Consider the following 23,685-nt stretch of genomic DNA (forward strand, 5'->3'; position numbering starts at 1 on the left):
AGGATGAGGACTCGAAGCGTCGGCGGGGCATCACGATCGGCCGTCTCAAGGACGGTGTGCATGCGATCCGGGGGTATCTGACCCCGGACGTTGCGACGCAGTTGCAGCTGATCATCGACGCGATCCTCAACCCCAAGGGCGACGGCCCGCCCATGCCCGGAGTGCACTTCGCCCCCAGCGACGGCGCGGACGTCGGCACTGACTTTGGCGCGGACGTCGGCACTGACTTTGACCCTGACGTCGACGTCGATGCTGACGGGGGAGTGGATGCGGATGCGGATGGTGCGGATCCGTTCAACTCCGATCCGCGGTGCGTGCTCGATGACCGCACCGCGTCGCAGAAGCGCCACGACGCCTTCGCGATGATCTTCGCGATCGCTGCCCGTCACAACGACATGCCCACCCTCGGTGGAGCGGCACCGGTCCTCGTCGTGAACGTCGATGGGAAAGACCTCGCCGCCCATGTCGGTCACGGCGCCGGGGCGACCTTCGGGAACGCTGCGTCCGGAGCGAGTAGCACCCACGGCAACGGTGGCTGGGCGACGATCCCCGGATCCGGTGCCCACCTGCCCGTCTCCGTCGCCGCGCACATCGGATGCGCGGGCAGCATCCAGCGGGTTCTGATGGATGAGGGCAGGATCATCGGGATCACGACCACCGACCGCGTCTTCACGGTGCATCAACGGCGGGCGATCGTCGCCCGCGACAAGGAATGTCTGATCCCCGGGTGTCACGTCCCGGCATCCTGGTGCGAGATCCACCACGTGGTCGAGCATGCCAGGGGTGGTCCGACGCATACGGATAACGGTGTGCCGTTGTGCTGGTGGCATCACCGATCCCTCGGCACCTCGGGGTGGGAGATCCGGATGGACGAGGGCCTCCCACAGGTGCGGGGACCGAGATGGTGGGACCCCGAGCAACGATGGCGCACACCGAGACTCAGCCTTCCGCGGATCCGCCACGGATCGCTGAAGCCCTCTCGCGTGGGCTGAATGACCCGCCGTCACCGGCTGAACAGCCCCACCGCAGTGGGACGATTCGGCGCGCGCCGCACCGCACTCCACCGCAGCCGGGATCGGGTAGCCCCACTCCTTCGTGACACTCACCGCTTGGTGGCACCCACCGCTTTGTGGCATTCATCACCGCACCGCACCAACTACTGACCGCCGAGCGTCGAGCACTGACTGCTGCGGAGCGACTACTGGTTGTCGGCTCTCAGCACGCGCACGCGCACCCGTCAGTCGACCTGAGGCCCGGCGCAGGGGGTTGGCTGGTGAAAGCCGGCCAGACGCCCTCGCTCCTGAGGGCCTTCGCACGGCCGAGCAGACTTCCGCCCACAGTGTTTCGCACCATGAGAAAGGCAAGACCATGTCGATGGGTTCCCTCGAGGAACAGCTGCGACCTCAACTGCTCAGCGGGCTCGCATACGAGCGCCTGCTCGCAGAGATCGTCAGCGGCAGGCTCGCGCCCGGTCAGCGTCTTCGTCTCGATCTGCTCGCACACAGCTGGGCTGTCTCGCGCACCCCCGTCCGAGAGGCGCTCACGCGACTCTCCGACATGAGATTCGTGCACGTCTCCCCGAACGCCGGAACTCGCGTCGCAAACTGGTCGCGCGTCGACATGATCGAGCGCGCCCGCGTCATCGATCGACTGATCGTCAAGGACTCACTCACGCGCTCGCTGGCCGGCTCAGCGGCGGAATCACTGCCCGGAGTGCTGACCACGCGCACACCGCTCGCCGACACCGACTGCGAGTTGGTCGCCTATCTCGACCTCGCCGAAGCGCTCATCTCCCGCGAGTTCGGCCGCCTCGGCTCACTGATCGTCGGCGACCACATCGAACCGCTTCGGCTCTTCGTCGCCCCAGACACGGCCCGCCGTCACGGTGTGGACGTCGACTCGGGGCGCCCACGCAGGCGTGCACTCCTCACCGCGGCGCGCGCAGCCCTCGCACAGGGCGCACACGGTGCGGCATCCGAGGCGCTGGACGCCTTCGGAGCATCCTTCCTCGAAATGCTCGGGGCAACGCCCGCAGCATTCCCAAGACGGGGTGCGGACAGCGAACCTCCCCTTCGCTGATCGCCACCCTTCGATCGGCACCCCACGCCGATCGAGAAAATCTGCAACGCCGGTTCCGACTTGACCGATCTCCCCATCGGTCAGGTCGACATCGCACAGCGATCCCCTGGCCGGCGCAGCAGGACACCGGGTGTGGGCGAGCGCATGCTCGCCCACACCTCTCGTATCCATCAGCGACACTTCCAGTCCGCATCCGTACGGGCATCCCCGTCAGCCGCCCATGTCCGTGCGCCCGGATAACGTGAGGTCATGACGTCTCTGATCGCCGGGCCCGACCACCGCGAACGCTGCGCATGGGTGGGTGACGATGCGGAGTATCGCCGCTACCACGATGAGGAGTGGGGAACCCCGCTGCACGGCGACCGTGCGCTCTTCGAGAAGATGGCACTCGAAGGGTTCCAGGCAGGGCTCTCCTGGATCACCATCCTCCGCAAGCGTCCTCGATTCCGCGAGGTCTTCGCCGGATTCGACGTCGACACTGTCTCTGAGTTCGACGAGTCCGACATCGAGCGGCTCATGGCGGATGCGGGGATCATCCGCAACCGCGCGAAGATCGAGGCCACGATCGGCAATGCCTCCATCGTCCGCACCATGCAGGACGGCGAACTGGATGCGCTGATGTGGTCGTTCGCGCCCGCCCCCGGCATCCGCCCGGCGGCCTTCGCCGACGTGCCCGCGGTGACTCCCGAGTCCACGGCCATGAGCAAAGAGCTGCGCCGCCGCGGCTTCCGCTTCGTCGGACCCACCACCATGTATGCGCTGATGCAGTCAGCGGGAATGGTCGACGACCACATCGAGGGATGCTGGCGGGCCTGAACTCCGCCAACTCCGCCCGCTCCGCCCCGTTCCGCACCCGCACCCCACTGCACCGCTCGGCCAAGACCGCGGGCGGCCCTCGGGATCGTCGATCCCCTCGATATACTCTGTGATCGGGGGGAACGCCCAGCGCAGCGCGCCGGGTTCATGCAGGGCGCGGTCTCCCCATCCGACCGTGAGGAGCATGAGTGGCAACGCGCATGGCATCGACCCCGCCGACGCTGGCGGGGTACAGCTACGTGCGTCCGCTCGGTTCCGGTGGTTTCGCCGACGTGTTCCTTTACGAGCAGGACATGCCCCGTCGCGTCGCCGCGGTGAAGGTCCTTCTCGCGGATGCGGTCAACCGCGAGGTGCTGCGCACGTTCAATGTCGAGGCCGACATCTCCGCCCGACTCAGTGCGCACCCGTCGATCGTCACGATCTACCAAGCCTCGATCTCGGCTGACGGCCGCCCGTACTTCGCCATGGAGTACTGCCCCGACACCATGAGTGCCCGCTACAAGAAGGCGCCGCTCGCGCTCGCGGAGGTTCTCGACACCGGAGTGCGCATCGCGGGGGCCCTCGAGACCGTGCACCGGGCAGGGCTGCTGCACCGTGACATCAAGCCCTCGAACGTCCTCATCAACTCCCTCGGCGCTCCCGTGCTCGCCGACTTCGGCATCGCTGCGGCCGTCATCGACGAGGGCGACGGCGAGACCATCGCGATGTCCGTGCCGTGGAGCTCGCCCGAGGTGCTGCAGGAACGCGTCTCCGGGTCCGTGCCGAGCGAGATCTGGAGCCTCGGCGCGACGCTCTACACGCTGCTCGCCGGGCGCAGCCCCTTCGAGCGCCCCGACCGCGGGTCGAACTCGCGCGACCAGCTCACCGAGCGGATCATCAAGGCCCGCTACACGGCTGTGCCCGTGCCCGGCATCCCGCCGATCATCGACGAGATCTTCGCGACCGCGATGCACCGCGATCCCGCCAAGCGGTTCGCGAGTATGGCCGACTTCGCCGAACGGTTGCGCTGGGCGCAGTACGAGCTGGGCATGCACCCGACGGCGTTCGAGGCGGCATCCGCCGAATGGGCGGCCGCGGCCCCGGTGAGCTTCTCGGATTCCGCGCCGCGCGGGCCCGTGATCACCACGGTGGCCCCCGACTCGCGTCGGGCCGTTCGCGCGGCGCGCCAGCAGGCCGCACCCCGTGACCGCGACGACCTGCCCGCCGCCCGCACCAAGACCCGCTCGCCCCTCGTTGCGGGAGTGATCGGCGCGTTGATCGGCGCCGCCGTGCTCGCCGGAGTCGGCATCGCGGTCCTCTACCTGACAGGGATCCTCTGATGGCCATCGGCGACCGCAACCGCGCGGAGACGAAGCCCCGGTCGCGAGGCCGTCTGATCGCCGCGATCTCGGGTGTCGCAGCCCTCGCCGTCGTGGTCACCCTCGCCGTCACAGCGCAGGGATACCAGTCGCAGGAGGTGCCCCGCCTCGAATCCGCGGTCTGGGTGATGCGCGACAGCGGCCAGTACGCCCGCGTGAACACGGAACTCGCCGAGATCGACACGGTGCGCAACGTCGACGACCCCGAGGCCGTCTGGCAGAGCGGTTCCGCCGCGGTGCTGTACGCGCAGGGGAACAGGCAGCGCTGGGATCTCGACCCCGCCAGCCCGACCGACCTGCTCTCCGACTCGTCCGACGCGGGTACCCCGCTCGCCTCCGAGCCGACCCCCGCGGGTACGAGGGAGATCCTCTCCGCTGGCCCCTACGTCGCCTATCGCACCGACACGGGCCAGGTCTCCGTGACGACGCTCGACGCGGGGGCTGCCACGGCGCTCGTCGACCCGTTCGCGGGCGTCGAGGTCGAAGAGGGCGAGGACCCTCCGACCTATACGGCGGATGCGATCGGGCTGTCGCCCGAGGGCCTGCTCGTGCTGTACTCGGCCGACGAGGGCGCGGTGCGCCGGTTCGACATCAAGGAGCACAGATTCCTCGGCGATCCGGCATCCGTCTCCTCAGCCCCCGAAGCAGATGAGGGCCTCTCGGTCACCGTCGTGGGCGACCGCTGGGCGATGCTGCAGACGGGGTCCGGTGAGCTGTGGCTCCAGGGTCGCGCCGAACCCGTCGAGCTCGATGTCGCCGAGGATGCGCGTCTGCAGGAGGGCGCCGCCTCCGGCGAGGCCCTGTTCATCGCTGACTCCGACGGACTCGTGTCGGTCGACCTCGCCTCCGGAGAATCCGAGCGCGTCGCCGACGCGACCGGTGTTCCGGCTGCCCCCGTGGTCGTGGGCGACGAGACCTACGCCGCCTGGCTCGATACCGGTGCGGGCACCCTGTGGACCGACGGCGAGACCGTGCCGCTGCGCGTCCCCGACGAGGCGCTCGACTCCGCGACGATCGAACCGGTCTTCCAGGAGAACGGCGACCGCGCCGTGCTGAGCGAGACCGGCACAGGACTCATCTGGACGGCGCCAGACGGCGTGCTGATCCCGCTCGAGCAGTGGGCCATCGAAGACGAGACGGAACAGCAGGAGGGCACCATCATCGTCGAGGACGTGGCGGAGCAGCTGCCGCCCGTCGCCGTCGACGACGCATTCGGCGTCCGTGCCGGTGAGCAGGTGATCCTGCCGGTGCTGCTCAACGACCACGATCCGAACAAGAAGGACGTCCTGACGATCGACCCCGACTCGGTCGCGGGCGGTCTCGGGGATCCCGCGTTCGGCGACCTGACGCTCGTCGCCAACGGTCAGTCGCTGGTCGTCGACGTCAAGGCGGGGTCGGGCCAGACCTCCTTCACCTACGCCGTGACCGACGGCGCCGCGGTGTCGTCACCCGCGACCGTGACCCTGAACGTCGTCGACGCGGGCGTGAACTCGGCACCGGTGTGGTGCGGCGTCGACGCCTGCCAGCAGGAATGGCCGACCCCGCAGCTCCTCCCCGGCGGCAGCACGGTGGTCTCCGCCCTCTCCGGCTGGGTCGACCCCGAAGGCGACCCCTTCGTGCTCAGCGACGCCTATGAGACCGACTCGTCATCGCCGGTGATGGTGGTGCCGATGGCCGACGGACGCGTGGCGATCCGTCACACCGACCCGAACGCGGCGGATGCGGTGATCGCCGTCACCGTGGTCGTCGAGGACGTGCACGGAGCGACCGCCGAGAAGACCCTCGACGTGCAGGTCACCGGGAGCCCTGCCCTCGTGGCGTCGCCGGTCGCGCTGACCGCCCGCGTGGGCGAGCTGCAGTCCATCCGCATCTCCGACCACCTGTCCGGCGGCTCCGGCTCGTACCGACTGGTCGACGCGGTGCAGACCGCCGCCACCGCGCAGGGCCTCGAGGTCACCCCGAACGCCGCCTCGGGCACGGTCGAGCTGACCGTCGCAGAGCCGGGTCAGTACGTCGTGACCTACACCGCCCAGGACGTCTCGACGCAGGCCGAGCAGTCCGCGGTCATCCGCATCACCGCCGTCGACGGGTCGTCCGGGCTGGCGATGGCGCCCCTGACCGCCTTCGTGCGCGAGGGCGAGGACACCACCGTCGACGTGCTGCGCGCGGTGCAGAACACCAGCGGCCGGGTGCTGATGCTGTCCGACGCCGTGAGCTCGACCCCGCAGCTGAACGTGCGCGTCGTCGGCAACGAGAGCATCCGTGTGAACGGCACCACCGAAGACGGCGAGCCCGGGGTCATCGGCAGGGCCACGGTGACCGTCGCCGACGGCTCCGGAGCCGCGGTGCAGGGCACCGTCACGGTCTTCCTCACCCCGCCGTCGACCGTGACCCGCCCGATCGTCTTCCCGGATGCGATCACGGTGCGCGCCGGCTCCCTCACCCGCATCGGCGTCACGGCGAACGACGTCGCGCCGCGAGGAGAACCGCTGGTCGTCCTCCCCGAGGTCACCGGATCCGGCGAGGCCGGCGAGCTCGTCTTCGCCGACCGCAACGCTCTGCGGTACCTCGCCCCGACCACGCCGGGCACCTACCGGCTCACCTACTCCGTCTCGCTCGAGCGCAATCCGTCGCTCTCCGACAACGGCACCGTGACGGTCACGGTCGTGCCGCCGGGGACTAACCGCGCGCCGACGCCGACCACTCTGACCGGTCGGGTTCTCAGCGGCCAGACGGTCTCGCTCCGCGTCCCCGCGAACGGGATGGACAGCGACGGCGATCGGGTGGTGCTCACGGGCATCGAACAGCCCGAGAAGGGCGCAGGAACCGCGACCATCTCGGCGAGCGGCGAAGCCATCGTCTACCGGGCCCCCGCGGCCGGCGTCCAGGGCGGCCAGGCCAGCTTCCGCTACACCGTGCGCGACCCGCAGGGCGAGGAGGGCACAGGTACCGTCCGCATCGGAGTCCTCGACGCGGATGTCGACGATTCCGCCCCCGTGACCTTCAGCGACTATGTGCGCGTCGAGGCGGGGTCGAAGACCCCGATCGTGCTCGATCCCCGTTCCAACGATCTCGACCCCGCGCAGAGCGAACTCGAGATCACCGAGCTCGTGCCCAACGCTCCACCGGTCAAGGGCAACCCGCTGTACGACCGTCTGAATGCGCTGATCGATTCCGACACCGACCTCGACGAGGGCCGGATCGTGCTGCGTGCCGGCGACACCGCCGGCACCAACTCCTACTTCTACACGGTCAAGTCGAAGCGCACCTCCAGCACCGCGCAGGGCCTGATCGTGGTCACGGTGACCGACGGCGCGGTCGCCGACCAGCCGAGCGTCGCCGACACCGTCCTCACCGCTCGCGACCGCGATGACCTCGCGGACCGCGGCATCGACGTCGTGGCGGATCGCGTGAGCTGGCCGTCGGGAGACACATCGTCGCTCACCCTGAGCCTGTGGGGCGACCAGCCCGGATACACCGTGCAGGGCAACCGCATCGTGGGCACCGCTCCGGCCGAAGGCGCGCTCGTCCCGTTCCAGCTGAAGGGCAAGGGGTCGGGCGGACGCGACGTCGTCGCGTACGGATTCCTGCGCATCCCCGCCTTCGACGACATGCAGGTGCAGCTCAAGCCCGGCTCCACGCCCGTCGTGGTCGACGAGGATGCCGCGGCATCGTTCGACGTGAGCGACTACGTCGATCTGACGGCATCGGATGCCGTCGAGGTCGGCAGCGGTCAGTTCGGCGCCCAGCGTGCGGCTGCGTCGTGCGTCGCGGAAGGGACCGGTGGCGCGACCTACCGGGCGGGCCGGGAGGCGCCGTGGTCGGACACGTGCCTCGTGCCCGTGCGGCTGAAGGGGCAGGAACGCTGGTCGTACATCGACGTGCCCATCAGCATCCGTCCGGCAGAGCCCCAGCTGCTGCTCTCGTCCATCTCGCACACGATCGCGCCCGGTGCCACCGAGACGATCGACATGTACGCGAACATGGCCGCCTGGGAGGGCGGGCGCGAGGGCAACGCCGGGTCGCTCGTGTACCGGGTCGTGTACTCCGGGTCGGCTTTCATCGTGACGCCCAACGGCAAGACCCTCACGATCGAGGCCCGCGCCGATGCGAAGCCGGGCAACAGCGAGAACATCAGCGTCACGGTCGAGCAGTACGGGCAGCCCTCGGCATCCGTCCGTCTCGTCGTCGGCGCGGCACCGCCGGATGCTCCGCGAGGGGCCACCTTCACGAAGCAGTGCATCGTCACGAGTCCGAACTGCACGATCGACGTGGTGGACGTCGCGGGCGAGTACGACCCGTTCGCGGGCAAGCCCGGCTCCGGGTTGCGACTGATGTCGCTGGGCGCTGGCTCACGCTGCGACGTCGCCTCGGTCTCGACATCGGGCAGCAAGTCGATCACGGCGAGCTGGCCGGGCGGCGGACAGGCGCCCGGCGGCCAGTGCGTCATCCCCTTCGTGGTCTCGGATGCTCAGGGACGCACCGGAACAGGAACCCTGACGCTCGACCTGCAGGGCTTCCCGCAGGCGCCTGCGAGTGTCACGACCGTCGGCTTCACCCGAACGAGCGTGGTGCTCGAGGTGCCTCTCGGCGAGGCCGGGCGTGCACACCCGAGCGTCTCGGGAGTGACGATCATGCAGGACGGATCGCCGGCGAACGCCTCGTGCAGTCCCGCGGGAGGAGCCTACCGCTGCACCGTGAACGGGCTCGTCAACGGAGCGCCGCACGTCTTCACCGCAGCCGCAGTCAACGCCGTCGGCACGTCGGCCACGACCTCGCCCCTCACCAGCTGGGCATACGCCGCGCCGGTCGTCTCGAACGCGACCGCGACGCCGGTCTACCGTCCGGGCCAGTCCGACCGCGGGCGGGGCATCGTCGCCCTCGCGATCGACGCCTCGGATGACGCGCTGGCCTTCCGCATCGAGGAGACCGGCGAGATGATTCCCCGCAACGGGGGCACGACCCAGGTGGAGATCGGACTGTCTCCCGGAGCGCAGAACCTCACGATCGTCCCGATCAGCCAGTTCCAGCCGCCGAACGGCGAGGGCGGCAACGAGGGAGGCGCCTTCCGTACGTCGGTGACGGTCGCGGGTTCTCCGTACTTCGAACCGTCGTGGACCAACGCGACCGCAGCATCCAACACGTCGATCAATGTGTCGGGCCTCGCCGCACAGGCGAACGGCAGCGCCCAGGGGCTCGACGTCGTCTACGTCGCCTGGCGCTCGGGCACCGCCAGCTGCAGCGCCGCCGACAATGGCCGGCTCTCGGTCTCCGGCGCCGAGGTGCAGTCCGCCTCGCCGTCGCTGCAGGGACTCCAGGCGTATCAGGTCTACAACGTCAAGGCGTGCGCCTCGAACGGCTACGGCGTCGCGGAATCCTCGACGGCGACGGTGTTCACATTCACCTTCGTCGACGGCCCTGGCGGCAACACGACCTACACGGTGGCGACCTCGCCGTCGAAGAACGGCGACCGGTACTCGTACGGCCTGTCGTCGGCTCCGGCGCTCGACGTCGAAGACGGGTTCGTGGCGCAGTACAACATGTACGGCGGTTGGCGGGGAGACTTCTTCCTCACCCCCGATTCGTCACCGGGGCAGGTGCAGGCGCGCGCGTGCCACCCCGAGCAGACGCGCTCGTGCTCGGGAGCCGTGAACATCACTGCGACGACCGCACCGACGGTCGTCGACGTCGACTTCCGGCAGTGCATGCCCGCGCGTGAATCCGATGTCGTCACGGTGTCTGGAGCGGCAAGTGGATCGTATGACCGGGTCGTCACGCCCGTCGCCGACACCCCCGGTGCCTTCGACGTGAAGATCACCTGGAAGGGCGCATACGCGACCCTGTCACCCATCACCCATCGAGTGACGGGCGCCTGCCCCTGAGGCGGGTCGCCCGGCCACCACACAACCAACGAATACTCTTTCCTTATGCCTGCTCCCACAGCTGCTCCCGTCACCCTCGCTCCCGAACAGGCCGCCTGGTTCGCGGAGACCTTCTCGATCCTCACCGGCAACGTCGAGCAGGCGATCCTGGGCAAGCGGCACGTGGTCGAGCTGGTGCTCGCCGCGGCCGTCAGCGGGGGACACGTGCTGCTCGAAGACTTCCCCGGCACGGGCAAGACCGCGCTCGCACGTGCCATCGCCCAGACCGTGACCGGCACGAGCACCCGCATCCAGTTCACGCCCGACCTTCTGCCGGGTGACGTGACGGGCATCACGGTCTACGACCAGAAGGAGGGCGCCTTCGAGTTCCACGCCGGCCCCGTCTTCGCGAACATCGTGCTCGCCGACGAGATCAACCGCGCGAGCCCGAAGACGCAGTCCTCGCTGCTCGAGGTCATGGAAGAGGGAACCGTCACGGTCGACGGCGTCACCCGTCCTGTGCCCTCGCCGTTCCTCGTGATGGCGACGCAGAACCCCATCGAGCAGGGCGGAACCTACCGTCTGCCCGAGGCGCAGCTCGACCGGTTCATGATCAAGACGTCGATCGGCTACCCCGACGAGGCGGCGACCATGCGCATCCTGCAGGGAGCCGCGCAGCCGAAGCACGTGCTCGACGGCATCGTCGGCACCGACACCATCCTGACGATGGCCGAGATGACCCGCGGCGTGTATGTGAACCCGCTCGTCTCCGACTACATCATGCGCATCGTCGACGCCACGCGTCGGGCATCCGAGGTCCGCCTCGGCGCGAGCGTGCGTGGCGCGATCGCGCTCTCGCGCCTCGTGATGACCTGGGCCGCCAAGAGCGGCCGCACCTTCGTCACGCCCGACGATGTGCGCGAGCTCGCGGTCGTCGCACTCGCCCACCGTCTCGTGCTCGAGCCCGAGGCCGAGTTCGACGGCGTCACCGCCGTCGCCGTGGTCGGACAGATCCTCCTCGACGTCGAGCCCCCGCGCGAGAACGGCACTGCGTGAGCTTCAGCACCGAGTCCCGTCTGACGCGCACGACGGCGGGCACGAGCACGTCGACGCGCACGTCGACGGTCACGCGCTACGACCGCACGCGCCGGGGCCCCGTCCGCGGCGCGGTCTTCGGCGTTCGTCGCGCGGTTCGCAACACGGGGCGCGCGGCACGCGCATCCGTCGCCTGGGTGCGCGAGACGGTCACAGCGGCAGGGATGCTGGTGGCCGTGGCGCTCGTTCTCGGTCTCGTCGCCGGGCTGCTGTTCGGCTGGGTCGAGGCCTGGGCCGTGGCTGCGATCGCTCTGGTGCTGCTGGTCGCCTGCGTCCCGTTCATCCTCGGCACCCACGACTACCGGATCGACCTCACGCTCGATCGTGACCGCGTGGTGGCCGGAGCGGAGATCGGGGCCACCCTCGACGTCCGAAACAATGGCGAGCACCTCTCGCTCCCCGGCGTCGTCGACGTGCCCGTGGGGGAGGGGCTGGTCGAGGCGCACGTCCCGCTGCTGCGCCCCGGCTCTCATCACCGCGAGCAGCTCACGATCGCCGCTCACCGCCGCGGTGTCATCGACGTCGGCCCCATGACCATCACCCGCGGCGACCCGATCGGCATCCTTCGTCGTGAGCTCCGCTGGCCCGACGTGCAGCGCATCCATGTGCACCCGGTCACGGTTCGTCTTCCCAGCACCAGCGCGGGTCTTATCCGCGACCTCGAGGGCACCCCCAGTTCGGTCCTGGTCGACGCAGACCTCTCGTTCCACGCCGTGCGCGAGTACGTCGTCGGCGACTCGCAGCGCCACGTGCACTGGAAGTCGACGGCCAAGACCGGCAAGCTCATGGTGCGCCAGTACGAGGAGTCACGGCACGCCCGCATCGCGATCATCCTCGACCTCGATGCCGAGTCGTACGAGAGCGACGACGAGTTCGAGAACACGGTCAGTGCCGCAGCATCCCTGGCACTGCAGGGCGTGCGCGACGGCCGCGACGTGCTCTTCTCGGTGAGCAACGAGATCCCCGAGCACAGCCGCGCCGAGGTGCTCTCGATCCGCACACTGCCGACCGTGACCCCCAAAGCGCTGCTCGATGCCACGTCGACCATCGACGCGGCCGACCGGGTCATGCGTCTCGAAGCGGTCACCGCCCTCACCGTGCAGTCGTATCCGGACCTCTCGATCGGATTCCTGCTCACGGGCTCTCGGATGCCGCTCGATCGGCTCCGGCTCGCAGCGGTCAAGCTGCCCGCCGCGGTCGAGGCGGTCGCCGTGCGCAGTGAACTCGGCGAACAGCCGACCATGCGCGCGGCCCGCGAGCTCGCGGTGATGACCCTCGGGGCTCTCGGCGACCTGCCGCAGATGCTCGCGCGCGGAGCCCTTCGATGAGCGCGGCAGGAGCCAAGCGCGGCGTGGCCGGGTCGCGCCGGTCGTTCGCCCTCTCGGCCCTCACCTTCTGGTCGCTCGGCTACGTGCTGGTCGGTGTCGGCCTCGCGACCGCGGCGGTCTGGCCCGTGTACGAATCGCCGCGCGCCCTGGCCGTCGGCCTCGTCGGCGGTCTGCTCGGCATGGCCGTCGCCGTGCTCACGCGACTGCTGCGCTGGGGGATGCTGTTCGGCGCCCTCGCGGCGGTCGGCACGTACCTCGTGGTCTCGGTGCCGCTCGCGATCCCCTCGGCGTTGTCGTCCGTCCCCGCCTTCATCGGCGGCCTCCGCGATGCGGTGCTCGGTGTCGTGCTCGGGTGGAAGCAGATGCTGACGCTCAATCCGCCGCTCGGCGAGTACCAGGCCGTGCTCATCCCGTACCTCGTCGTGATGCTGTTCGGGGCGTTCGTCGCGACCCTCCTCGCGCTCGAGAACGGACGCCGCGCCACGATCGCCGTCCCGGTCGTGACGGCGATGAGCGTGTTCGGCATCGCCTTCGGGGTGAGCGGCACCACCTCGCCCGTGTCGATCCTCGGCGTGGCGCTTCCGGCTCCCCGGGAGTGGCTGATCGGCGTCGCCCTCTTCGTCGCCTCCCTCGTCTGGCTGGTCGGTCGTGCCCGCCTGCAGCGTGCCCAGGCCCTGCGCACGGTCGCCGCCGCCAACATCTCTCGCCGGGCCACCCCGGTGTGGCTGACCGTGCGTCGGCACCTCCTGTCGGCGGCGCTCGCGGTCGTCGCACTCGTTGCCGGATTCGCGATCGCCCCGGCGGCGGCCGGATGGTCGGATCGTTCGGTGCTGCGCGACGAGGTCGAGCCGATGATCGTGGTGCAGCAGCAGGCGAGCCCGCTCAGCGCCTACCGCTCGTGGTTCGCCGGCGGCACGCTCGACGAGACCGTGCTTCGGGTGCAGGGCGACCCCGGTGCGGTCGACCGCATCCGCCTCGTCACGCTGGATTCGTACGACGGCGAGGACTTCCACATCGACCCGGACGACCGGTTCAGCCGGCTCCCGCGCACGGCGCTCGCCGCGGCCGGGCGGGTGACGCTCGACATCACGATCGGCGACGCCTACCGCGGCATCTGGGTTCCGGCACCGGCCGGCCTCGCGGAGGCGCCGGCGTTCTCCGGCACCCGTGCCGACGCGCTCGCCGACGGGTTCCACGTGAACGAGGGCGGCGACACGGCGATCACGATCGCCGAGACCTCCGACGGCGACGAGGGACTCATCCCCGGCGACCGCTACACCGTGCTCGCGGATGCTCCCGGCGACCAGGGTGACATCACCGCACTGCAGGGAGGGGCGTCGAACCTCGACACCGATCGATACCCGGCGCTCGTCGAGTGGGCCGAGATGCAGGAGCAACCTCGCACGGGGGCGGGCTACCTCGAGATCATCGATCGTCTGCGCGCCCGCGGATACCTCAGCCACGCGCTGCTCGACGACGAAGCGGCGGCCGGCTGGATCGCGTCGCTCAAGGCGTCCGAGGGGTACGCGTTCGCGCCGAGCTACGCCGGGCACTCCGCTGCTCGCATCGAGGAGCTCTTCACCGACATGGTCGAGCAAGAGCGGCGGGCGGGAGCGGATGCCGCACCCGAGCTGCTCGTCTCGGCAGTCGGGGACGACGAGCAGTTCTCGGTGGCCGCGGCACTCCTCGCCGAGCACTGGGGTCTCGAGTCCCGCGTCGTGATCGGCACGCGCCTCGCCGCGGCCGAGGAGGTGCCGGGGATCCCCGCGTGCACCGAGACCTGCACGGGGGAGAACATGAGCGCCTGGGTCGAAGTGCGGGCCTCCGGCGCCGAATGGATGCCGGTCGACACGACGCCGCAGTACGCGATGCTGCCCAGCTCCATCACCGAGGGCGAGCAGCTGCCCGAGCATCCGACCGTCCCCGAGCAGCCTCGCTCCGAGGCGCTGGATCCTCCCCAGGCGCAGAGCGACTCGAACAACGATGCGCCTCCGCTCGAGGATCCCCAGTCGGAGGTGCTCGCGATCCTGCTGCCGATCCTGCGGGCCGTCGGTCTGAGCCTGCTCGGACTCGCACTGCTGGCGCTGCCGTTCCTCGTCCTCGTGCTCGCCAAGAGGTATCGCGCGAGAGTCCGCCGCACGGCGGCGGACCCTGAGGTGCGGCTCGCCGGTGCGTGGGAGGAGCTCGTCGACGTGTACGCCGACCACGATGTCGAGATGGACGCGCAGGGCACGCGCGCTCAGCGCGCGCTGTCGACCGACCGTGAGGCCGCGGACCGACTGGCGGCGCTCGTCGACCGTGCGGTGTTCGCGGAGCATCCGCCGACGAAGGATGACGCGAGCGCCGCGTGGGAGATCGTGGACGCGGAACGTGCTGAGCTCGCGCATACCGGCAAGCGGTGGCACCGGCTCGTGATGCGGGTGCGACCGACGTCGTTCATCGGCCGGGTACGGGCAGCGGGGGGCATCCGCTCCTTCGGGCTTCGGCCCGCGCTCGGTACGCTCGGATTGACCGGTTCGCTCGGCGACCGGAAGAAGGGGGACTCATGATCGCGCCCGTGGATACCGGCTACGCGACGATGCTCGCCATCGTGGGCGGTCTCGGTGTGCTCATCGGCATCGCCATCTACGTCTGGTACGCGTATGCGCTCTCGCGCCTTTTCCCGCGCATCGACGGCGAGGGGTGGAAGGGCTGGGTCCCGATCCTCAACGAGGCCGAGATCCTGGCGCGAGGTGGAGTCCCCGCCTGGTCGGTGGTGTTCTACTTCATCCCGATCGTGCAGCTGTACGGCATCTACCTCAAGGTCGTCGCGACCCACCGCATCAATCAGCGGTTCGGGCGGGGCGCCGGTATGACGGTGCTCGCGATCCTGCTTCCGCCGGTGTGGGCGACAGTGCTCGCATGGGGCGCCCCGCCTTACCCCGAAGGCGAACGACTGGCCGCTCTGCAGCCCGGCCCGCGTCGCACCTCTCAGCCCGCGGCCGCGCCCGCTCGGGATGCGTCGGGCTACACGATCCCGTCGCTCGCACCGCACGCCCAGAGCCAGCCGGATGCTCCCGCCCTCATCTTCCCCGACTATGCGGCGCCGCCTCGGGCGACCGAGACGTCGGAGTCGGCGGCGTCCGTTGCGCCCGCTGCGCCGTCCGCGTGGGGCGCGCCGCCGCAGCCGCCATCCGCTCCGTCATCGGCACCGGGGGCGCCGGTCGGTCCGCCGCCCGTTCCCGGTGCGCAGTCCCCGTCGTACCCACCCACCGGTGGACAGTCGCCGAACATCGGAGCGCCTGCCGCGTCGCTCGCGCCGCCCGCATCACAGGCCGCATCACAGGCCGCACCGCAGCCGCCCGCCCCGGTGGCGTCTCCGCAGCCGCCAACGCCACAGCCTCCTGCGCCACAGCCCCCTGCCCCGGTGGCGTCTCCGCAGCCTCCGATGCCGTCATCCGCTCCGCAGCCGCCCTCTCCTGTCGAGGCGCACCCGACGACGGGGATCATGGCCGCGATGGGCGGAGAGCCGGTGGCCCCGCAGCCGCCTGTGCCCGTCGCTGCCCCGCAGCCGCCTGTACCTCCCGCTCCGCAGCCTTCTGCGCCTGCTGCTCCGCAGCCGCCCGCTCCGTTCGAGGATGCACCTTCTGCGCCGCCCGCCGTGCAGTTCGCGGCGCCGACCGCGCCGGATCACGGGGCAGCGGATCAGTCTCCCGCCGCGCCGACCGCCGACCCGCAGCGTGTCGTACGACCCGCCCCGCCGTCCTTCCGTGACGGTGCCTCCGACCTCGAGCCGCAGATGCCGGTCATCCGTCCGGCCCCGTCAGCGGCAGCGGACGTGCCCGTGGCGCCTGCGGCGCCCGTCGCCCCTGCGCCCGTCGACCCTGCGCCGCCGGTCGATCGCGCGCATCCCGCCGCATCCTCGGCCGCTCCGATACCGCTCGGCGGACTCGCCGCCGACGTCGACAAGACGGTCGTCACTCCGCGTCCGGCAGAGATCGACGTCGACGACTTCGACGCCACCGTGGTCGTGGCGCGCAAGCGCGGCATCCGTCGCTCGCTCGTGCTCGACGACGGCCGCAAGTTCTCGCTCTCCGGCGCGAGTGTCGTGATCGGTCGCAATCCGATCGGCGAGCCGGGCGAGCAGAGGCTCGCGATCTCCGACACCACGCGCACGCTGTCGAAGACGCACGCACGTCTCGTCGTCCATGACGACGAGTGGCGGCTCACCGATCTGCACGCGACCAACGGCGTCGTCGTGGTCGAGGAGAACGGCACGGAATCCTTGCTGGATCCGGGCGAGAGCGTCACCGGCAACGGGCGCTTCATCCTCGGCGAAGTGGGCATGCACGTCATCGCGGAGCGCGATTCGTGACTCTCTCCTCGGTGGTCCTCAACGTCGCGTCACTGACCGACACCGGTCTCAAGCGCGTCGCCAACGAGGACTCGATGCTCGTCGCATCGCCGGTCTTCCTAGTGGCTGACGGCATGGGCGGGCACGAGGCGGGCGATCGGGCCAGCGCCGCGGTGGTCGAGGCCTTCGAGCCGCTGCGAGGCCGCACAGTCGAGGTCGCCGACATCGGCGAGGCGTTGAGCCATGCTGCGGCCGTGGTCGAGGACATCTCCGCCGAGCACAAGCGCGGAGCGGGAAGCACCGTGACCGGCGTCGCGCTCGTCGAGCACGACGGCGCGCCCCACTGGCTGGTGTTCAACGTCGGCGACTCCCGCGTCTACCGACACCACGGCAACGACCTGACCCAGCTGACGATCGACCACTCGCTGGGGCAGGAGCTCGTGGATGCCGGAGAGCTGCGCCCCGAAGACCTGGCGTCGTTCTCACAGCGGAACGTCATCACCCGGGCCATCGGCGCGCCGGACAGCACGGCCGACAGCTGGCTGATTCCCGTGGTCGGCGGCGAACGGCTGCTGCTGTGCTCTGACGGGCTGAGTGGCGAGGTCAGCGACGAGGCCATCCGCGCCACCCTGACGATGAACGGACGCCCCGAGACCGCCGCGGCGGCGCTGGTCAGCCGGGCGCTAAAGGCCGGCGGGCGCGACAACGTCTCGGTCGTCGTCATCGACGTGGTCGCCGGCGGTGCGCGCACACGACCCGACGACAGCACGGCAGGCCGCATCGCAGCATCCGCGTCGCTGACCGACTCCATGCTCGAGGGCACGACGATCCCGGTGCGGGCGCGATGACCGACGACGAGAACGACGGCGAAGAGACCGTCATCCTCACCCGTCGCGACCGGCGGCGCGGTGGCGCGGTTGCGGATGCGCCGCCAGCGCAGCCAACGCCGACGGGCCTCGAGCCAGCCCATGCGGGGCCGGCAATCGTCGCGGACGAAGATGCGGGGTCCGCGGATTCGACGGATGTCGCCGATGCCGACGCCGAGGTTCTCGATGAGGCCACCGTCGTTGTGAATCGGAGCGCAGGACGCGTCGAGGAGCCTGCTGGTTCTCCCGACGACGAACTCGTCGAAGAGGCCACCGTCGTCGTGAACCGGAGCGCCGGAGTCGTCACGGAGCCTGCTGGTTCTTCCGACGACGACGTTCTCGATGGGGCCACCGTCGTCGTCGACCGAAGTGCGGGACACGTCGAGGAGCCTGCTGGTTCTTCCGGTGACGACGTTCTCGATGAGGCCACCGTCGTGGTGGACCGGAGTGCCGGAGTCGTCGAGGAGCCCGCCGGTACTCCCGACGACGAACTCGTCGAAGAGGCGACTGTCGTCGTGTCCCGGCCGCCTCGACGTCTGCGTCGCAAGCGAACGAAGAGCGCCGACGAGCAGGACGATGCCCCGGTCGATCCCGCACCGACCGGCGCGCCCATCTCATTCGAGGCGCCGACCGACGTTCGGCCACCCGAGATCTATCGTCCCCGCCCGGCGCCGCTCGGGCCCTCTGCGCCGCCGATCGTGGTCGGAGCCGCCGCACCCACCAGGGCGGTGGATCCGGAGCTCCCCTCCGTCGCCAAGCAGGGACTGCGCTGGAGCATGACGACCCTCCTCGCCTTCGCGGCCGCCTGCGCCGTCTCCGTCGCCGGTCTCGTCACCCTCGGCTTCGTCGTCTTCGCCTGAAGCCTCGTCCGCGCCGGCGGAGCGGTCGCCGTCGACTTCGACTGAGGGCTAGGCGCGTCCGACCTGACGGCTAGGCGCGTCCGACCTGGCGGCTCAACCGACTCTGTCGGAATCGGCGCCGGTGTCCGGCGTGTGCAGCAGTCCGCCCTCGCGCTCGATCTCGCTCGGATCGTCGACGGGGGCTTCCCTGCGGCGTCGCAGCACGATGAGGATGCCGAGCACGCCGAGCAGGCTCGCGCCGCCGATCGCGGTGAACAGCGCGGCCTCGCGGGTGAGCAGGAACGGCGAGGCTCCGTGATCGGGGTCCACCGTGGCGACGGGTGGTCGGGCTGCGCTCTCCGTCGTGTCGAAGTACGGGCTCACCGGTCCGCGTGTGGTCTCATCAGGGAGCAGCTCGATCGCGGCGAACGGCTGGATGAAGCCCCACCCGTTCACGTCGTCGCGGTTGTCAGCGTCTGCTCGCAGCGCCGTGGCGGTGAGCCGGTAGGCCCATCCCGCCGGCGGATCCTCCGGATGCGCCTCGGCGACGAGGGCTGCGGCCGCACTGGCGTATCCGGTGGCATAGCTCGATGCCGGGGCGTCGCCGGCGAAGATGCAGTCCCCGCCGCCGGCCGCCGCCGTCAGCACGTTGCCTCCAGGAGCCGTCACGTCGACCTGGGGGCCGTGGATCGAGCTCTCGGTGGCACGGCCGCTGCTGTCGGCTGCGCTGACCCCGAGCGCCTGCTCATAGGCTGCGGGATAACGGGCGGCGTCCGCCGCATCGGCGTCCGACGCCCGGTTGCCGCCGCTCGCCACGACCAGGGCGCCGACCGCGGCCGCGTGCTCGACGGCGGCACGGAGCTCGGCGGAGTCGCTGTCCTGTGACATCGAGACGTTGATGATGTCGGCGCCGTTGTCTGCCGCCCAGTGGATGCCGTCCGCGAGGCGCTGCGAGGTCGGTCCGTAGCCCTTGTCGACATCCTGCTGCTGGGTGCTGCGGAATGCCCGCACCGACAGCAGTCGCGCGTCGGGTGCGAGTCCGACCACGCCCGAACCCGGGACGGGCTGCGCCGCGATCTGACCGGCGATGGCGGTGCCGTGTCCCGTCGTGTCACTCATGCCGTCGGCGCGCTCACCGTCGCCGACGAGATCGACGCCGCCGATCACGACGCCGGCGAGGTGCGGATTGCTCGCGTCGATCCCCGAGTCGACGATCGCGACGACGATGCCCTTGCCCGTGGCGAGCCGGTTCGCGTCTTCGGCGCCGAGCTCAGCCAGAGCGACCGGAGCCTCGGGGCTGAAGACCACGGTGCCCGGGGTGCACGCCTGCCCCGCCGTCGCGGTCGAGACGATCGATGACGAGGTGGCGGTCGACGCCAGCGCCGTCGCCGGTGCTCCGAGCACTGCGGTTCCGAGCACTGCGGTGCCGAGCATGACGGCCGCGAGGGCGGCGCTGCGACGACGCATCAGTTCGTCCCGGAGCCGGGCGACTCTCTCGCGGCCTCGGTGGTCAGGGCGGGGCCTGCGGCGAAGAACTCGAGCCACGCGTCGGACACACGTCCCACGTCGTCGGGGGAGTACCCGAGCTGCGCGATGGGGCCGCTCGCGGCGTCCTCTGCGCTCTGCTCGGCCACAGCCCCGGGGATCGCGTAGGCGGTGCCTGATTCGTCGATGAGCACGGCCATGCCGACCGCGTCATCCGATGCGGCGCTGACCTGCACGAGGGCTCCGCCACCGACCTTGACATCGACCGAGGAGCGCTCATCGGGCAGCGCGGTGGTGGTCGCTCCGAGCACCGTGTGAGCGTCGTCGGTGAGCACGGCGCACGGAGACTCGCCTGCCGCGAGAGGCTTCAGCGGCAGCGTGGGCCAATCTTCGCCCCCGATGTACGACACCGTCGGCACATCTCCGGTCTCGGCGGGAGAGACCTCTTTCTCGGACGCCTCCTGGCCGCTGCCGAGGAGGTACAGCTGGTAGGCGAGCGGGCTGAGGCGTGCGAGCTCGCCGGTCGCGAGAGCCACGTAGCGCTCATCGGCGGGGGTGCCCTGCGTGTGCACGATCGTCCCTGCCGTGAGGTTCGTATCGGGAACGGGCGCGCCCATCGCGTTGAGCCTGATCGGTTCGAGCTCCTCACCGGACTCGAAGAGGTTGAGCCAGCGGCCGTCGACCTCGAGGATGTCGCTGGTTCCGAGGCCGACCGCGCGGAGCACGGCGTTCGCGTCATCGGCCGAGACCGCGTAGCGCAGGCCGTCGGCGATCACGAAGAGCTCGTCGCCGCGCTGGACGACCGCGCCCGTGCCCGTCGAGACGTCGGCGATGGGGGAGGTCGAGAGAGAGACGGCGGCACCGTCGGCGTCGTCGACGCACGCGGTCCACGACGAGTTGATCAGCGCGTCCGGGGCCGGAAGGTCGTCGGGAGCACCGAGGATGCCGATCGCGGGGCCGACCGGGATCCCGTCGAGCGCGGCCTGGTCGGTGCGCACCACCTTGAACTCGCCGGCGGGGATCAGCAGGCGTGCGCTGGCGGTGTTGATCACCGGGTACAGCGTGCCGTCGACCGAGACGTAGCGGGCCCCGGTGTCGGTGGCGACGATGAGTCGGTTGTTCTGCCAGTCGCCCGGAAGACCCGGCTGCATGATGCCCCAGAACACCCCGACCAGGATGACGCCGACCGTGAGCGCGACGCCGGCGACGACCGCGCGCAACGGCTTCGCAGGGTCGAGCTCCTTGCCGCCGGGGGCGCCCCCGGTGAACGCAGAGAGCAGACGGCGCCGGCTGAAGCCCTGCGCCTCGATCAGATCCTTCTTGGTCGCCATAGGTCAGACGAGCCCCGCCGTGGTGACGCCGAGCGGCAGCAGGAGCGCGAGAGCGATGACCTCGACGGTGTCGCCGAGGCGGGTCAGCCGCAGTCGGGCCTTCGGGGTCAGCAGCGTCAGTCCGACGAGGATGACGGTCGCGACGACGAGGATGAGGAGCATCCAGGTGCGCACGTCGGGAAGCGCGAGCGCCACCGTCACGCCCGTCGTCGCGAGGCCGATGGCTCCGATCGCCATGAGCACGAGCACGCCGAGGCGGGCGTGGATCTGCCGCGACTGGAACATCATCCCGATGAAGGCGAGAACACAGAGCAGGGCGCCGAAGACGCCGCTGGCGGCGACCAGGGGAGTCGCGATCAGGGCCGCGAGGCCGAGCGCGGCCCGCAGGGCGATGAGAGTGCGCGTGCCTGCCGCCGCGCGGCGCTTGACCTCGTCGGCGTCGATCGGCTCGGGGGCGGCGAACATGTCGGCGTCGCTCTGCGGAGAGATCACGCGGATGCGGGTGGAGGTGAGAGCGAGCCACGGGATGCCGTTGGCGAGCAGCGCCGTGGTCGCGAGCATGATCGCGTACGGCGCGAGCGCGTCTCCGAAGATCGCGGCGCTCGTCGCTGTGATGCCGATGGACGCGCCGAGGGCGATGGGCACCAGGTGGATCTCGGGCTTGTCCTGGGTGACCGCGAGCCCGACGCCGCCGACGATGACGAGTCCGAGGCCCAGAGCGGCGAGCGGCCAGCCCCAGATGCTCTGCACCGGCACGGCGAGGTACCCGGCGAGTCCTCCGTAGGCCGCGGCGGCGAGCCCGAGTGCGTGTCCGGCCTCCGGCTGGCGGAGGCGCATGAGGACGGCTGCGGCGACGCTGAGCACGATGGCGCCCGCTCCCGCGATGATCGACGGCAGGAGCGACGTCGGAGGCGTGGCCACGAGCAGGAGCGCGCAGAGCGCGAGGAACGTGAGGCTGACGAAGAGAGCCGTGCGAGAGCTGTCTGCAGGGGTCCACGACCCGTGCTGCTCGGCGGTGGCGTCGATCACGGCCTCGACGACGTCGTCGTAGACCCGGGGCTCCTTCATCAGCCCGCCGCGGACGAGAGTCAGAAGTTCGCCGTCGTGCACGCCCTGCGCAGCAGCCCCGCGCGCGGGGTCGAGAGGGGTGCCGTCCGCCCTCTGCAGCGAGTACCCGCCGTGGGTGAGGGTGGGGTCGAGCACGCCGAGGCTCCGGGCGAAGCCGGGGATGATCTCGACGAGCGGGACCTGCGAAGGCACGCCGACGTCGAGCCGTCGGTCGTCGCTGACGACGGAAAGCCGCAACACGGTGCCTGCCGCTGTGCTGCTCTGAGTCATGGAACGATGCCCCCTCCATGGTGTGCCGCCGATCGGGAGGAGACCCGTGGCTGCGCATTCCGCCTTTCACCCTAGTTGAGGCATGCGACAACACGTAGTCGTCGGTCATGACGATTTCTCCATCGATCGGACGATCTCGCGACGGATGCGCCTGCTGTTCTGGTGATTCCGGTCGATCTGATCTAGCCTGTCACCTGAAACGAATCGTGGGGGGTTGTTTCGAAGTCGTCCCAACACAGGGATGCGCTCCCCGCACGTGTGTCCGCAAGGACCGGAGGGAGTGAGTTATGGCTGATGTCATCTCCGCAGAAGAAGGGGCTCTGCGCCGCGGAGCCCAGGCGGTGCGGGAGACCAAGTCCGGGATCGACCAGCAGACCAAGAAGGTCCGCAGCGAGATCGAGCAGCTGCGTGGCTTCTGGACGGGTGCGGCTGCCGCATCGTTCTCGACGCTGATGTCCCGCTGGGACGAGCAGGCTCGTCAGCTCAACGAGGTCCTCGTGACGCTCGAAGATGCCCTCGCCGGCACCGAGCGCGACCAGGCTGCGACCGAAGAAGCTCACCAGCAGACCATCTCGGGCCTCGGCTCGATGATGGGTTCCTGAGCACAGACCACAGAGATTTCAAGGAGAACATGATGCAGTCGATGTCAGTTCGCCCGGAGCAGGTCAACGCTCTGGCAGCGCAGATCCGCAGCGGGTCGCAGGGTATCCGTTCAGAGCTCGACCGTCTCGAGTCCGAGGTCGGCAAGCTGCGTGCGGCGTGGGATGGTTCCGCGCAGCAGGCCTACGACCAGGCTCAGGCCAAGTGGAACCGCTCGCTGAGTGAGATGCAGCAGCTTCTCACCCAGATCGCGGGCAAGACCGAGGAGATCTCGGGCCAGTACGTCCAGACCGACAAGTCGGCCGCCGGACGCTTCGGAGCCTGATCCCGTGGCGCGGGCCCGACGCAGAGATGCG

16 protein-coding genes are annotated in these 23,685 nt (G+C 70.1%); 13 read left to right on the top strand and 3 right to left on the bottom strand.

Going from position 1 to position 23,685, the window contains the following annotated elements; translation table 11 throughout:
• The 11 genes from RQG77_RS19035 to RQG77_RS19085 form a co-directional block, all read left to right on the top strand.
• A partial coding sequence (locus RQG77_RS19035; RefSeq protein ID WP_311246153.1) for a DUF222 domain-containing protein occupies positions 1-992 on the top strand: 992 nt, incomplete at its 5' end.
• Between the two features lie 376 nt (positions 993-1,368).
• The gene (locus RQG77_RS19040; RefSeq protein ID WP_311246154.1) at positions 1,369-2,079 is read left to right on the top strand and encodes a GntR family transcriptional regulator; all 711 of its coding nucleotides are present in this window, start codon (positions 1,369-1,371) and stop codon (positions 2,077-2,079) included.
• A gap of 249 nt (positions 2,080-2,328) precedes the next feature.
• Positions 2,329-2,895 (top strand): DNA-3-methyladenine glycosylase I, encoded by a 567-nt coding sequence (locus RQG77_RS19045; RefSeq protein WP_311246155.1) that lies wholly within the window; start codon positions 2,329-2,331, stop codon positions 2,893-2,895.
• 188 nt (positions 2,896-3,083) lie between these two features.
• Entirely contained in the window at positions 3,084-4,214 is a 1,131-nt protein-coding gene (locus RQG77_RS19050) for a serine/threonine-protein kinase (protein WP_311246156.1), read from the top strand.
• Positions 4,214-10,135, top strand: a complete 5,922-nt coding sequence (locus tag RQG77_RS19055) for an Ig-like domain-containing protein (RefSeq protein WP_311246157.1) — start codon at positions 4,214-4,216, stop codon at positions 10,133-10,135. Before RQG77_RS19050 ends, RQG77_RS19055 begins: the two co-directional genes overlap by 1 nt.
• A 45-nt stretch (positions 10,136-10,180) precedes the next feature.
• Complete coding sequence (locus RQG77_RS19060) at positions 10,181-11,170, top strand: MoxR family ATPase (protein ID WP_311246158.1); 990 nt, start codon at positions 10,181-10,183, stop codon at positions 11,168-11,170.
• Positions 11,167-12,537 (top strand): DUF58 domain-containing protein, encoded by a 1,371-nt coding sequence (locus RQG77_RS19065; RefSeq protein WP_311246159.1) that lies wholly within the window; start codon positions 11,167-11,169, stop codon positions 12,535-12,537. The genes RQG77_RS19060 and RQG77_RS19065 overlap by 4 nt, the downstream gene beginning before the upstream one ends.
• Positions 12,534-15,086, top strand: a complete 2,553-nt coding sequence (locus RQG77_RS19070) for a transglutaminase domain-containing protein (RefSeq protein WP_311246160.1) — start codon at positions 12,534-12,536, stop codon at positions 15,084-15,086. Before RQG77_RS19065 ends, RQG77_RS19070 begins: the two co-directional genes overlap by 4 nt.
• Positions 15,083-16,891, top strand: a complete 1,809-nt coding sequence (locus RQG77_RS19075) for a DUF5684 domain-containing protein (RefSeq protein ID WP_311246161.1) — start codon at positions 15,083-15,085, stop codon at positions 16,889-16,891. The genes RQG77_RS19070 and RQG77_RS19075 overlap by 4 nt, the downstream gene beginning before the upstream one ends.
• Entirely contained in the window at positions 16,888-17,718 is an 831-nt protein-coding gene (locus tag RQG77_RS19080; protein ID WP_311246162.1) for a protein phosphatase 2C domain-containing protein, read from the top strand. The genes RQG77_RS19075 and RQG77_RS19080 overlap by 4 nt, the downstream gene beginning before the upstream one ends.
• Entirely contained in the window at positions 17,715-18,596 is an 882-nt protein-coding gene (locus tag RQG77_RS19085) for a hypothetical protein (protein WP_311246163.1), read from the top strand. The genes RQG77_RS19080 and RQG77_RS19085 overlap by 4 nt, the downstream gene beginning before the upstream one ends.
• A gap of 93 nt (positions 18,597-18,689) precedes the next feature.
• Here RQG77_RS19085 and RQG77_RS19090 read toward each other — a convergent pair whose 3' ends face one another.
• Genes RQG77_RS19090 through eccD form a run of 3 tightly spaced genes read right to left on the bottom strand, consistent with a single transcriptional unit; the run spans position 18,690 to position 22,729 of the window.
• Positions 18,690-20,042 carry a S8 family serine peptidase gene (locus RQG77_RS19090; protein WP_311246164.1) on the bottom strand — a complete coding sequence of 451 codons (1,353 nt, stop codon included), beginning with the start codon at positions 20,040-20,042 and terminating at the stop codon, positions 18,690-18,692.
• A complete protein-coding gene (eccB, locus tag RQG77_RS19095; protein ID WP_311246165.1) occupies positions 20,042-21,391 on the bottom strand; it encodes a type VII secretion protein EccB in 1,350 nt (449 codons plus the stop codon). The genes RQG77_RS19090 and eccB overlap by 1 nt, the downstream gene beginning before the upstream one ends.
• 3 nt (positions 21,392-21,394) lie before the next feature.
• A complete protein-coding gene (gene eccD, locus RQG77_RS19100; RefSeq protein WP_311246166.1) occupies positions 21,395-22,729 on the bottom strand; it encodes a type VII secretion integral membrane protein EccD in 1,335 nt (444 codons plus the stop codon).
• A gap of 287 nt (positions 22,730-23,016) precedes the next feature.
• On the opposite strand from eccD, the gene RQG77_RS19105 reads away from it, so the two are divergent.
• Together RQG77_RS19105 and RQG77_RS19110 are read left to right on the top strand one after the other, a co-directional pair.
• On the top strand, positions 23,017-23,331 hold the full coding sequence (locus RQG77_RS19105; protein ID WP_056309991.1) for a WXG100 family type VII secretion target: 315 nt from the start codon (positions 23,017-23,019) through the stop codon (positions 23,329-23,331).
• Positions 23,332-23,372: 41 nt separating this feature from the next.
• On the top strand, positions 23,373-23,654 hold the full coding sequence (locus tag RQG77_RS19110) for a WXG100 family type VII secretion target (protein WP_079113895.1): 282 nt from the start codon (positions 23,373-23,375) through the stop codon (positions 23,652-23,654).
• Positions 23,655-23,685: the final 31 nt, after the last annotated feature.

The sequence above is a fragment of the Microbacterium sp. WCS2018Hpa-23 genome (assembly GCF_031843845.1).
Classification (GTDB): Bacteria; Actinomycetota; Actinomycetes; order Actinomycetales; family Microbacteriaceae; genus Microbacterium.